The organism is Rossellomorea sp. NPDC071047, from assembly GCF_050270195.1.
Lineage (GTDB): Bacteria > Bacillota > Bacilli > Bacillales > Bacillaceae_B > Rossellomorea.
Window position 1 is genome coordinate 509,025 of sequence record NZ_JBNNJT010000002.1, and the last position, 12,691, is coordinate 521,715.

Consider the following 12,691-nt stretch of genomic DNA (forward strand, 5'->3'; position numbering starts at 1 on the left):
CCTCATTTTGTCATTTCCTTTATTCTACCGAAAAAATATGAAAAAACTATGCACAATGTCTGAAAGCCGGATAGCACTTGTCATAAATTCTTCATGATTCTACTTCCGTTCTCCATATAAATTGCAATTTTGCGGGGTAAACTTGGTTGAGAAGATAAAAAGGAGGATGACCATGACTACAAATAGTAAAAAAACGATCCTGTTACTCGTTATAGCACTGTTTCTCCTATTGGGAGCCTGCTCCAACAATGAAGAGGATACGGGACATGAAGGCGGAAGTGACCAGGAGATGAAGGAAGAAATGGACGGGATGGGTCATGATGACATGAACCACTCCAGTACCAGTACAGGAGAGGTACCGGAGGGCTTGAAGGAAGCTGCCAATCCGACATATCCAGTAGGAAGCAAAGCCATCATCCAAGATGACCATATGAAAGGGATGAAGGGAGCAGAAGCTTTGATCTCAGGTGCTTATGAGACCGTCGTCTACACTGTTACCTATACACCGACCACTGGCGGAGAAAAAGTGAAAGACCATAAATGGGTCATCCATGAAGAAGTTGCCGATTACGGGGAGGAACCTTATGCATCCGGCGATGAGGTCGTCTTGGACGCCGACCATATGGAAGGGATGAAAGATGCGACTGCCACAGTGGAATCTGCTGAAGAGACTACGGTGTATATGGTGGATTTCACACCCGTGACAGGTGGAGAAGAAGTCAAGAATCATAAATGGGTAACAGAGAGCGAGTTGTCGCCGGCTGAATAAAGGCTAGGTTAGGAAACCATTGAGCAAGAGCTTATTCTATAAAGGATAGGCTCTTTTTATATATGAAAAATGAAAAGGGAGCCATCCTGAGACACCGGTGCACCCGATCGTACGGTAAACTTGAAGAATGTACATATAGGGGGGGTGACTATTTGTAGAGAAATCAAGAATTATTTTGGTAATTTATGCTATTGTAGAAGGTGTAAATTATGAATTCTTGACTCCGGTTTGAGTAGTTCGGTGATAAGGAGGGTGGAAAAGTGGAGCCTTATGAATTGAATAAACCGCTAAAGATTGCCATCAATGTCTTCCTGCTTTCCTTTATTATAGCGGCATGGATCATGATGTTTGATGACCAGCCTCAAAATGACTCCATCGGCTGGATGTCTCTAGTGTCTTTTTGGGTATTTAAGAGCATTTATGACGCAGTGATGAATCTGAAGAATGGAAGGAAGAAGTCGGCTTTACTAGACTTGCTTTTAGCCATTGTTGCGCTGGGGGTTTTAATATGGGGAGGTATGAGATATTTCAATTGAAGCTGTGGGAAAAAAGGGATTCACAATAGTATGAGCCTCATTAAAGAATGAAGTTCCATCGTCCTTCGATGACTAAATGTCCAGACGATGGAACCCTATTTAATGCGCTCAGATCCCAAAATACCCCTCAATCTCTTTCGTCACTTCAAACGGTCCCGATTCTCTATTGGACGGAATCGCCAGTTTCAAGTCAAGTTTAGGATAATAAGAGGCACGAAAACTGACTCCGGGATCATACCCCATCACATGAAACTTGTAAATTTCATCATTCCTTTGGTTCATCCAAATTCCATACCCGTAGTGCACTTCTCCATTGACATGGACATGAGGGGTCAGCAGTTTTCCGACCGTTTCTTCATTTAGTAGTTTATAAGAAAATAATGCTTCCCAAAGGCCCATCATATCTGATGCTGTAATAAACGCCCCGCCGTCAGCCCCGCCTTTTACAGGAATTGAATAGAGGTTGGTTCTCCATGTATTCTCTTTCTCTATATATCCCACTGCCGTATTGGGAGGAAGGCAGTCCAAAGAAAAATAGCCTGAATCGTCCATGCCTGCTTTATTGAAAATCTCAGATTCTATGTATTCTGTAAAAGACTGCCCGGTATGCTGTTCAATGATCAATCCCAATAGGATGAAACCTGCATTATTGTAATGAAATCGATCGCCGGGAGTGAATTTCATTTGATTGGATTGAAAGAATGGTAGAAAGTCCTGTAGCGATCTCATATGATATACCGGTGTTTCTTTCCACAGCTCTTCAAAATCAGACATCACTTCCTCATCGAAATAATCCGGAATGCCAGAAGTATGTGTCAAAAGATGATGGATGGTCACACGTTCATCATAATGAGGAAAGTCAATATCCAAACAATCCTTTAGACGAGTGTCAAAAGAGAGTAGCCCTTTTTCAACCAATTGACCTATCCCTATGCTCGTAAATAACTTACTCCCAGAGGCAATCCCGAAATGTGTACCCGGGGTGTTAGGAATTTGGTCCGATCGATTCGCAAAGCCATATGCGCTTTCTGATAAAACTTCTGTCCCTTGTTTGACGAGGGAGACACCTGAGAAGTCGAGTTCTATGCAGCTTTCATGTATTAGGGTATTCAGCTCTGTATGTTTGTTCATTGAATTTTCCTCCAATAGTCTATGACTCTACTGAATATTTTAACATAAATTTCCTGTTTGGTGTGTAATCTATGGGACCATCACAGATGACTTAGGAAATCCCCTTCCCTCTGATATTTTCTGTTATACTACATATAATTACATTTTTTACCTATAAGAAAAATACCTACTAAATGGAGGAATCAATCATGGACAGCATCATCTTTGACCTGGACGGCACACTTTGGGACCCAATAGAATCCGTACTGGAAGCATGGAATAGCGTCATCAACGAACATAACCAGTTAAAAGAAGGCATAACAAGGAAGCATCTTGAGGGAACCATGGGACTTCAAATGAAGGAAATCGGTAAGAAATTGTTCCCTGAATTGAACGAAGAGGAGCGGGAGCAGCTTCTTAAGGATTTGTCCCGTCACGAGATCCCGCACTTAAGTAAGCATGGAGGCAGTCTCTATAACCATGTGGAAGAGGTGATAGTAGAGCTGTCAAAGAAGTACAAGCTGTTTATCGTGAGCAATTGTCAGGACGGATATATCGAGGCGTTTTATGATTATCATGGACTGGATAAGCATTTCATCGATTATGAGAACCCTGGCAGAACAGGACTTTCAAAAGGCGAAAATATAAAACTCATCATCGAGCGCAACCATTTAAATGCCCCGGTATACGTTGGAGATACAGAAGGGGACCAAAAAGCGGCAAAGGAAGCGGGCATTCCATTTATCTATGCACGTTATGGGTTTGGGGAAGCGGATGAATATACACAAGCCGTTGATTCTTTTGATGAGCTGTTGAATATATTCTAATCATATAGAGTAGGGACGGACCTTGAGAAGGTCCGTCCCTACTATTTTCATTATTGACTATTCCCGATTTTTGTAAGATAGTTACTATGTCCTGTCATAGAATGACAGAAATAGAGTTTTCTAGTGGGAGCATTTCAATGAAGGAATTTCATGGTCGATTACATAAAAAATATTATTATATGATTGTTTCATTCATCATCGTCCTGATGATGGCAGGTCTACTGGTGGATAATGCTGTGAATTCAAGATTCGCGGTGCATGGGGTGATGATCGTGATCATCTCCATCTGTCTATTGGTTTATCCGTGGTATGAGAATGCGTGGATGAGGTATATGACGGTCATTTCGTCTACCGGTTATTTTTACGCGTTGTTTTTCTTGTATCCTGAAACCTGGTCGGGATTTGTTTTACTTTGTTTTATTCCTGCTTTTTCGATTCTCTTTTTTGACAAGAGGCTTTTTTATTTTTCGCTTGTAATCAATTCTGTGTTCATTGCGTTTACATTCGGTTATATCGGATTCGTAGATAAGGGACAGGACTATCCTTTCATCTACAGAGATTTAGTAGGGAATGTTGTGAACTTCTTGGCCAGTCAGATCCTCCTGTATTTTATCTTTCATTTAACGAATCTGCGGATTCAGAAGCAGAGGGTTTACTATGAACAGGTGCAGCAGGCGGAGCGGATGAGGACGACGGGTCAGCTGGCGGCGGCTGTCGCCCATGAAATCAGGAATCCCCTGACCGTCGTGAATGGATTTCTTCAATATTATGTGGAGGACCCTGCATTCAGCCAAAGCCAGAAGCAGAATTTTGCCTTGATGATAAATGAACTCGATACGGCGGAGCATGTTATCTCCCAGTTCCTGTCTGTTTCAAAGCCGGACAATGTGGAGAAGGTAGACAACGTCGATGTTGAAATGGTTCTCAAAGATGTAACGGAACTCCTCAACATGTACGGTCTGTTGAATGATAACGGCATTGATCTCAACGTGGAAATGGATTGTCATGTGGCGGCCAATTCCATTGAATTAAAGCAACTATTCATCAATCTCATTAAAAATGCCATCGAAGCCTCTCTGCATAGCGGTTCTGTCAAGGTAACGGCTGTCAAAGTAAAAGGCCAAGTCTGCATTCAAATTATAGACAACGGACGTGGGATGAGTCAGGAGGAAGTGAAGAACCTCGGCACTCCTTTCTACTCCTTAAAAAGTAAAGGAACCGGCCTGGGCCTCATGATTTGCTTCAACATTGTGGAGAAATACAACGGGAACATACAGTTTAAAAGCAATCCGGGAGATGGCACAACAGTCACACTGAAATTTCCCCTTGTTCCGAATTAAAAGAAGGTCCGTCCCTCAACGCACTAAAGCATTGAGGGACGGACCTTTCTTGATAAGCATGAAGAAACAGCAAATAAACATATTTGCTGTTTTGTGCCTAGTATTTAAGAATGACTTTGAACCAACTTTTCGATAGCTGTGACTAATTCGTCTGTATCACCTTGGAACATATGAAAATTAAGCGAGGATTGAAGTTTTGTACTTTGAACACTAATATCATCCTGCTGATTGAATTCTGCAGACCAGTGGATTGCTGGTATCGATACGATAAATCGATTATCAGGAGTCTTATGGAGATAAACTTCAGCAAGTTTGTTTCCTGACAGATTTATTTTCTCATATGAGGTTAACATGAAATCACTCATTTCAGGTTTAAGGTAGATAATGTAAGTATAACAGGATTAACCTGTGAAGGCTAAGCATTGCATGCTGGTGTAATGGTAAAGGAATAATTGAAGTTGAAATTGACTTAATAAGCATGAATAGAAAAAATGTAGAAATAGCAGGCGGGGTCATGTTGATAGGTAGATGGATGGGGTATGGAAGATTGATGGGTTCTTGATCGCTTCCGCTACGTTACGAAGACCATTAACGTTCAACCCGACTTTCAAGATTGAATACCCGCTTATCGATTTCTGTTAGTCTTTTATTTAAATAAAGGAATTCAGATTCTGCATTCGGTTTGGTTACGTTTAATAAAGCAACGACATCATCTGTTTGTGACGCCTCAATTCTTTTTACCGTTTCTTTGATGTCTTTGACGTCGGACTGAGTCTCTTTTAAATCGTTACTGATAATTTTGACGTCGGACTGAGTCTCTTTTAAATCGTTACTGATAATTTTGACGTCGGACTGAGTCTCTTTTAAATCATTACTGATATTTTTGACATCAGACTGAGTCTCTCTTAAATCATTCCCGATGTTTCTAACATCCTCTTTAGTCTCTTGCAGCTCACCTCGAAACTCTTTAAAATCTTTTTGTAGATCTAATAAAATTTCTACCATTTGCTTTTCCATTGATATCACCTCCCTGGTTCCATTATAAAACATGTAAAACGCTCATACTACCATTATATATTTCTTCTTTATTATGAAAGATAATACCCTACCGCGCTCATCAAAGCTTAACTTATATTTGCCGAATTTGTTAAGGGCCAGAGGGTGGCTGAATCGGTTCACTAATCCGGTGAAGACTCGCAAGTATAGAAGAAGCATATCTGTTCATCAGGTAAGCTACTTTTTCATTGAGGTCATACTATAAAACATGTCCTTATAGTGGTAAGCTAAGGTTTTAGTGATAGGAAAAATTTCAGGAGGTCGACACATGAACCTAAATAATAACGATCTATTAATTCGATTACGATACGCACTGGATCTTAAAAATACAGAAATGGTTGAGATCTTTGAGCTCGGAGGAATTGAGCTCTCAAAGGAAGAAGTGCTGAAGGTTCTAACAAAAACACAGTACAGTGATGATTTCGAGGACGATATCCTTGAGGATGAAGACCATATCCCATGTGATGATGAAATGTTCGAGTCATTCTTGAACGGCTTCATTACGTTTAAAAGAGGGCCCAAACCGGGACAGACGGAACGACCGGAATTGACGTATGAACATGTGAATAATCTTCTCTTAAAAAAGGTAAAGATCGCCCTCTCATTAACAAGTGAGGATATGATCGAAATCTTGGATCTGGCTGGAGTGGCCATTACAAAAGGCGAATTGGGAGCGATTATGCGAAGAGAAGGCAATAACAATTACAGAGTGTGCGGTGACCGGTATGCACGGAATTTCTTAAAAGGGCTGGCCATCCGATACAGGGGATAAAAAATGATCCATACTTATTCTGGTGAGACCATACAGTTTGAGATTAAATATAAGAACCGGACATCCATCGGCATCTACTTGGACAGCTTCGGAAACATTGAAGTGCATGCACCTAAAGGGACCATGGATGAATCGGTGATCCGGCTGCTGGAGGATAAATGGGATGTGATCCTGGAGAAATTGAAGGAGATGAAGGATCGTCTGAATGGACCACAGGAGAAGACCTATCAACATGGGGAACCCTTTTTGTTTCTTGGGAACTCATTTCCTATACAGGTTCATCACGATTCATCGATTACACAGGATCATGTCACATTTGACGGCAAGACGCTTCACATCCAAGTAAAAGAGCTTGAAGATGAACGGATCCAACAGGCGTTAAAACGTTTTTACTACAAGCAGTGCAAAGCGATGGTAGAGAAAAGCATTGCGGTCCATCAACGTCACTTTAAAACCAAGCCCCGTTCCATCCGCATCACAGACAGTCAAACGACCTGGGGAACCTGTGATGGGAGAAGACAGCTGACGTTCAACTGGAAACTTGCCATGGCCCCTCAGGATGTCATCGACTACGTAGTCGTCCATGAAATGTGCCACATGGTCCACCTCAATCACGACCGATCCTTCTGGCGGCTTGTCGGGAAGATCGTGCCGGATTATAAAGAGAAAGAGCGGTGGCTGGCGTTGTCCAGTTGGAAGATGACGGTGTAAATGGGCCAGTTCTATACAAAAAAAGAAAGAAGTGAGGATCTTGATTAAATATTCGTGTCTCCATCACGTAAGTCTTACGGTGACTGATCTGGAAAAAGCGAAAAATTTCTATGGGAAAACATTATGTTTAAACGAAATCACACGTCCTGACTTTGGTTTTCCAGGTGCCTGGTATGAAATTGAGGGCCAGCAGCTCCACTTGATCGTCGATCCTTCGTCCCAGACCATTCGTCAGGATAAACGCCTATCCAGCAGGGAAGGTCATTTTGCCCTCAGAGTGGAAAACTACCATGATACTTTAACATGGTTAAAAAAGAACGAGGTTGAAATCCTTGAAAAACCTAACTCAAAAAGCGGATTCGCACAAATTTTCTGCGCCGATCCAGATGGTAATCTGATTGAACTTAATGTTGAACAAAAAAATCTATAAAACCAACAGGAGTGATGGATTCATGAAAGAGTCACGCTCCTGTTGGTTTTATTTTTGAGTAAAACGTATTTTATCATATTCCGTGGAAAAAATAATGAAGTAATCTGTTTACAATAATTCTTATTAATTGATAATAATTATAAATAAGGATATAATACAATTATAACAAAGACAAAAGGAGAGAACATACATGAATCAACAATTAGTCGTGGCACTCAACAAACAACTTGCAAACTGGAACGTCCTTTATACAAAACTGCACAATTATCATTGGTATGTAACGGGTCCGGAATTCTTCACACTGCATGAGAAATTTGAAGAGTACTACAATGAAGCAGGAAATTATATTGATGAAGTGGCAGAAAGAATTCTGACGATTAAAGGGAAGCCGATCGCTACATTAAGAGAATACCTTGAAACGGCTACCATTGAAGAATCCAATGGAAAAGAATCGTCCACTGAAATGGTCGACGCCTTAGTGAACGATTTTGAACAAATCGTAAAGGATTCCAAGAAAATCATTGAAGCCGCAGAGGATTCTCAAGATCAGCCTACAGCTGATTTATTTATCGGGATTAAAACATCCCTGGAACAGCATATTTGGATGTTGAATGCCTTTAATACACGATAAGACACGAAAGCATTGACCTGTATTGGCCAATGCTTTTTTTTACATCACCGATATTCATTCGCCCATTCGCTCCTTTTCCTATAAAATGAAAGTATCACGGTTGAAATGAAAGGATGATGAAAATGAATGATTCACTCACGATTAAAGAAAGAGCAGTCTCATTTCTGGAACTTGTGGCATCAGGAAACATTCGGGAAGCATACGAGCGTCACGTTGGAGCTGACTTTCGCCACCACAATCCGTATTTTCCCGGGGATGCAGATTCGCTTATGTCTGCCATGGAAGAGAATGCAGCCGGGAACCCTGACAAGATACTCGAAGTCAAGCGTGTTATCCAGGAGGGTGACACGGTTGCGGTTCATTCATATGTGAGACAGAATCCAGAGGACCTGGGAGGGGCTGTCGTTCATATCTTCCGTTTCGAGGATGAGTGGATCGTTGAGTTGTGGGATGTCGGGCAAGCCATCCCGGAGGATTCGCCTAATGAGAATGGGGTTTTTTAATTTTTTTAAGTCGATTCCTAAGGAGTCTTTTTAATGGTAGACCAGGAAAAACTTCGAGAGGCTTCATATTTGCTGCCACCCTTGTACACTATATAAATACAACAAAAAGGGTGGTGAAAGAATGTCGAAACAAAAGAATAATGACCTTAAGAATAATAAAGCAATGCCGAAGTCAGATGTGGAATTTGCACAAAATGGACTTGAAAAGGTGGCCATTAAGGCGCAGGAAAGAAAGAATAAGTAAATAGTAATAAAAAATGAGAAGTTACACAACTTCTCATTTTTGGTCTTACTGAATCATTTCGGTAAAAACATTATTGAATGCTAATATCATTGATTTCCAAATAACCGGCAGGACTGATCGAAAAATCTTTTACATTGTTTCGAATCGCGGCCATGTTTTCAATCACCCGAACCGGGATGTAGACCGCGTCTTCCATTTCAAGCTCCTGAGATTTCGCATAAATCTCCAATCGTTTCTCTTGATCCATTTCAGAACGTGCCTGTTCGATCAATTGATCTACCTCATCGTTACTATAGAAAAATGTATTTCCGGCAGGTCCATGGGAATTACTATGGAAGAGATTGTATTGATTATAATCCGCATCGCCTGTGGCATTTCTCCAACTGATGATGAACATTTCCGAATTTCCACTTGTGGCTTGCTCTACAAAGGATCCATACTCCTGAATCTTTATTTCTAAGTCGATTCCAATTCCTTTGAGCTGGAATTGCATGACTTCAGCCAAACTGATTCTTTCTTTACTGTCCATTGTAAGCAATGTAGTTTTGAATCCATCAGGGTACCCAGCCTCGGCCAGTAACCTCTTGGCTTCGTTTAAATTATATTCATATGATTTCATATCCGGATGATAGCCAAACACTTTAGATCCTAATAAGGAGTTTGCTTTCTTTCCTATATTGTTAAATACACCTTTCATGATGGAATCCATTTCAACCGCATGGGAAATGGCTTTGCGGACACGGACATCATTGAAGGGCTCCTTCTGTACGTTAAACCCTACATATTCAGTACCAAAGCCTTCACTTCGGTATACTTCCACGTTATTCGATGCCTTAACAGAATCCATCATCGTGACAGATAGAGGTTCTGCAATATGGGCTTCACCCGTTTCAAGCATGGAAATTCTAGTGGTTTCTTCAGGTACGACTTTGAATACGACTTCGCTTATAGTTGGTTGATCTCCCCAATGCTTGTCGTTTCTATGAAACACGATCTCTTTTCCTGTTTCCCAGGACTTGAACACAAACGGACCTGTGCCGACCGGTTCTTGGATAATGTCTTTCCCGTATTTTTCAATGGTCTTGGGACTGATGATTCCGCCTTCATGACTCGCCAGGATAGATAATAAGGGTGAAAAAGGCTCTGATAATAGAAATTGAACGGTATGATCATCGACTACTTTTACTTCCTTGACCATTTTGAATACAACCGCACGAGGCGAAGCCACTTTTGGGTCTGTTAATCGATCGAATGTTTTCTTCACAGCCTCGGCATTAAATGGTGTCCCATCATGAAACGAGACATCATCTCTTAGCTTGAATTCCCACGTTGTTTCATCCAACTGCTCCCATTCCTTTGCAAGTAATGGCTTGATTTTGGCATTTTTGTCTCTGCCGAAAAGCCCCTCGTAAATTTTACCGTGTGTGACGCTTGCCGCATTGATGGTGGACATAAAATGATGATCAAGATTCTCCACATCGGATAGACGGGCAATGACCAACTTATCTTCTTTCTTGGAAGCCTGTCCGTCAGCCTGGTCACCCGAATTTGCCCCCATATTGGTGGAGCAACCACTAATCACTACCATCAGTACCATTATTGCTATCATGACAACCCTGCTCCTGAAACTATTTACCTTCGTCTTCATCTATTCATCCTCCCCTCCGTATTTATTTAATTATAAGAATTTTCAGACATATAAAATTAAGATATCTTTACTGCTTTTTTTGTTTTGTTGACCTTTTTATGAGACAGGGTGAGTTTTTTCTAAGGTTCATAGCAAATCAAATATAGTCCCAAGTATCCGGCCCACTTTTCTTACAGGTGTCGATAGGTGACTAAAAGTGAATGGGTAAATTGATTAAATAATTTTCTTCCGAACAAACTTGACGATTAGGTGTGAAATATTAAATAAATATTTGAAATACTTGTTTTAAAAGGATTTTTATTCATAGCAACGAATAGGGAATATATCAGGATAAATAGGAGTGGGTTATTATGAATGGATTATTCCATAATAAGGAAGAGGCAACGGATTTTCTTACGGCTAACAGAGAGAAATTCCAGCAAATGCTCTTATCTGAAGCTGTAAATGTTGGGAGCAAAATCAATGATATTCTAGAAAAAGGAAACATCGATCTATTAAAGAATGCAGAAATGTTAGCTCACTATATCGTTGAAAACAGAGAAGAAGAGCTGGTTAAATTTGCAAAAGTAGAGGGTATTGCATGGGCGCAACATTCTCTCACGCTTGCATTCAAACTGGAATGGGTACATGCCATTAGAAGAACTCTATGGCATTTCCTTTATCAATATGATAATCAGAATGAGGGTGATGAATCTCCGCGAAAGAAATTCTTTGATTTGGAAAAAAGAATCAATGACAGTGTTGATCAGTTCCTGAATAATTTCTTTATCAGTTATTCTGACTACAAAGATGAACAGCTGTTGTCACAGAAAAAGCTGGTGGAGAATCTATCGGTACCTATCATCCCGATAGACAGCTCTATTGCGGTACTGCCTTTAATTGGAATGATAGATACCTATCGTATCCATACACTTGAAGAGAAAGTGTTGATGGGAATCAGTTCTATGAAAATTCAAACCCTGATTATAGATTTATCGGGTGCAGCGGAAATGGAATTGGATGTCATTTTTCAATTTGAGAAGATCTTAAATGGAATTAATATGATGGGATGCAAGGCAATCCTTACAGGGCTGCGGGTAGAGCTTGTCAGAAAAATAGTTGATACAGGAGTGTCATTCGACAGTCAAGTAGAGACAAAAGGTACATTACAGCAAACACTTAAAGAACATCTGGTGTTGGAATCAGGAGTGCAATTTTAATTTAATAATTTTATTTATAGGGGAAAAAGCTGTAGACCAACCATCTGATCTCCAGCTTTTTCATTGTTCAATCATCATGCAGGGTTACTTTCTAACGCGACTATCCGACATTATATCCAGATCCAGTGGCAAAAAAGCATAATCCCCGTCTTTCAAAATCTCACGTCTTAATACGGGAACAGGTTGTTTGAAAATTGGTCCATCCACTACTGTGGTATGGAACTCTCCACCTTCTCCGCATGGATCGATCCCTCGGGCTTCGAGTTCCTTTATGTATTCATGGGTTAACGTTCGTCCTAAATCTTCAGGGCGCATGCCCAGGGATAAATTAACCGTTACAACGATGGATACAAATCCCAGATTGATGAACTCTTCGACAGCTTCACGGTGGTTCATTTCCCATAAAGGCATCCCAAGCTTTAAGCCAGCGTTCTTCGCCACTTTTTCATGCCAGCAGCCGTGTTCAGGCATATCCAGGTCTCCCGTTACTAACACTTCTGCCCCTTGTTCCTTTGCTTTTTCTAAAAGGGTCATGAAGGCACCTTCATAATCTGTCCAACTGGCGGCTGCTGTGAATACGGGCAAGCCGATCGATTCTGCTTGTGCACGGATAAGCTCTGGAGGCATCCCGTGAGATCTGGAACGTTTTCCTTCTTCCTCCAGCATCACGATCAGGCCGATTGCATCTCCATCCTTCGATGCTTTGTATAGAGCTAAGACACTATCTTTCCCTCCGCTAAACGAAGTGATGAATGAATGCCCGCGAGCACCATGTTTCCAATCCTTTAATTCTGTCATTCTTTTCTTTCCTCCTTAATGGTTTTTATATTTTTCTAACTGGTTTCATTCTATCACGATGGGGCTTATAGATAACATTATACCAGCCGGTGATAAGTGGGTGCCTTAGTCCATAAA

The 12,691-nt window shown here is 40.9% G+C and carries 16 protein-coding genes; 11 read left to right on the forward strand and 5 right to left on the reverse strand.

Features of this window, described 5'->3' with window-relative positions:
• The first annotated feature begins 172 nt into the window (after positions 1-172).
• Together ACQKFO_RS10500 and ACQKFO_RS10505 are read left to right on the forward strand one after the other, a co-directional pair.
• The gene (locus tag ACQKFO_RS10500; RefSeq protein WP_427598571.1) at positions 173-769 is read left to right on the forward strand and encodes a YdhK family protein; all 597 of its coding nucleotides are present in this window, start codon (positions 173-175) and stop codon (positions 767-769) included.
• 260 nt (positions 770-1,029) lie between these two features.
• A complete protein-coding gene (locus tag ACQKFO_RS10505) occupies positions 1,030-1,305 on the forward strand; it encodes a hypothetical protein (protein ID WP_427598572.1) in 276 nt (91 codons plus the stop codon).
• A 108-nt stretch (positions 1,306-1,413) separates the two neighbouring features.
• Here ACQKFO_RS10505 and ACQKFO_RS10510 read toward each other — a convergent pair whose 3' ends face one another.
• Positions 1,414-2,436, reverse strand: a complete 1,023-nt coding sequence (locus tag ACQKFO_RS10510) for a serine hydrolase domain-containing protein (RefSeq protein ID WP_427598573.1) — start codon at positions 2,434-2,436, stop codon at positions 1,414-1,416.
• A gap of 188 nt (positions 2,437-2,624) precedes the next feature.
• Here ACQKFO_RS10510 and ACQKFO_RS10515 point away from each other — a divergent pair, with 188 nt between their 5' ends.
• Complete coding sequence (locus ACQKFO_RS10515; RefSeq protein ID WP_427598574.1) at positions 2,625-3,242, forward strand: HAD family hydrolase; 618 nt, start codon at positions 2,625-2,627, stop codon at positions 3,240-3,242.
• A 137-nt stretch (positions 3,243-3,379) separates the two neighbouring features.
• The gene (locus tag ACQKFO_RS10520) at positions 3,380-4,582 is read left to right on the forward strand and encodes an ATP-binding protein (protein WP_427598575.1); all 1,203 of its coding nucleotides are present in this window, start codon (positions 3,380-3,382) and stop codon (positions 4,580-4,582) included.
• A 104-nt stretch (positions 4,583-4,686) separates the two neighbouring features.
• On the opposite strand, the gene ACQKFO_RS10525 is transcribed toward ACQKFO_RS10520, so the two are convergent.
• Both ACQKFO_RS10525 and ACQKFO_RS10530 read right to left on the reverse strand, forming a co-directional pair.
• The gene (locus tag ACQKFO_RS10525; protein WP_427598576.1) at positions 4,687-4,935 is read right to left on the reverse strand and encodes a YueH family protein; all 249 of its coding nucleotides are present in this window, start codon (positions 4,933-4,935) and stop codon (positions 4,687-4,689) included.
• Between the two features lie 235 nt (positions 4,936-5,170).
• A complete protein-coding gene (locus ACQKFO_RS10530; protein ID WP_427598577.1) occupies positions 5,171-5,599 on the reverse strand; it encodes a hypothetical protein in 429 nt (142 codons plus the stop codon).
• 307 nt (positions 5,600-5,906) lie between these two features.
• Between ACQKFO_RS10530 and ACQKFO_RS10535 the strand changes: the two genes are divergently transcribed.
• The 6 genes from ACQKFO_RS10535 to ACQKFO_RS10560 all read left to right on the forward strand — a co-directional run bounded on the left by ACQKFO_RS10535 (position 5,907) and on the right by ACQKFO_RS10560 (position 8,929).
• Positions 5,907-6,410, forward strand: a complete 504-nt coding sequence (locus ACQKFO_RS10535) for a DUF1456 family protein (RefSeq protein WP_427598578.1) — start codon at positions 5,907-5,909, stop codon at positions 6,408-6,410.
• Between the two features lie 3 nt (positions 6,411-6,413).
• Positions 6,414-7,121 carry a M48 family metallopeptidase gene (locus tag ACQKFO_RS10540; RefSeq protein ID WP_427598579.1) on the forward strand — a complete coding sequence of 236 codons (708 nt, stop codon included), beginning with the start codon at positions 6,414-6,416 and terminating at the stop codon, positions 7,119-7,121.
• Positions 7,122-7,161: 40 nt separating this feature from the next.
• The gene (locus ACQKFO_RS10545) at positions 7,162-7,551 is read left to right on the forward strand and encodes a VOC family protein (protein ID WP_427598580.1); all 390 of its coding nucleotides are present in this window, start codon (positions 7,162-7,164) and stop codon (positions 7,549-7,551) included.
• A 190-nt stretch (positions 7,552-7,741) separates the two neighbouring features.
• Positions 7,742-8,182, forward strand: coding sequence for a Dps family protein (locus ACQKFO_RS10550; protein ID WP_427598581.1), 441 nt, complete (start codon positions 7,742-7,744; stop codon positions 8,180-8,182).
• Positions 8,183-8,304: 122 nt separating this feature from the next.
• Positions 8,305-8,685 (forward strand): nuclear transport factor 2 family protein, encoded by a 381-nt coding sequence (locus ACQKFO_RS10555; protein ID WP_427598582.1) that lies wholly within the window; start codon positions 8,305-8,307, stop codon positions 8,683-8,685.
• Between the two features lie 121 nt (positions 8,686-8,806).
• Positions 8,807-8,929: a hypothetical protein gene (locus tag ACQKFO_RS10560; protein ID WP_427598583.1), complete on the forward strand. Its 123-nt coding sequence runs from the start codon at positions 8,807-8,809 to the stop codon at positions 8,927-8,929.
• A gap of 70 nt (positions 8,930-8,999) precedes the next feature.
• Here ACQKFO_RS10560 and ACQKFO_RS10565 read toward each other — a convergent pair whose 3' ends face one another.
• Entirely contained in the window at positions 9,000-10,577 is a 1,578-nt protein-coding gene (locus ACQKFO_RS10565) for a glutathione ABC transporter substrate-binding protein (RefSeq protein ID WP_427598584.1), read from the reverse strand.
• A 350-nt stretch (positions 10,578-10,927) separates the two neighbouring features.
• Here ACQKFO_RS10565 and ACQKFO_RS10570 point away from each other — a divergent pair, with 350 nt between their 5' ends.
• A complete protein-coding gene (locus ACQKFO_RS10570) occupies positions 10,928-11,776 on the forward strand; it encodes an STAS domain-containing protein (protein ID WP_427598585.1) in 849 nt (282 codons plus the stop codon).
• Positions 11,777-11,860: 84 nt separating this feature from the next.
• On the opposite strand, the gene ACQKFO_RS10575 is transcribed toward ACQKFO_RS10570, so the two are convergent.
• On the reverse strand, positions 11,861-12,574 hold the full coding sequence (locus ACQKFO_RS10575) for a diphthine--ammonia ligase (protein ID WP_427598586.1): 714 nt from the start codon (positions 12,572-12,574) through the stop codon (positions 11,861-11,863).
• Positions 12,575-12,691: the final 117 nt, after the last annotated feature.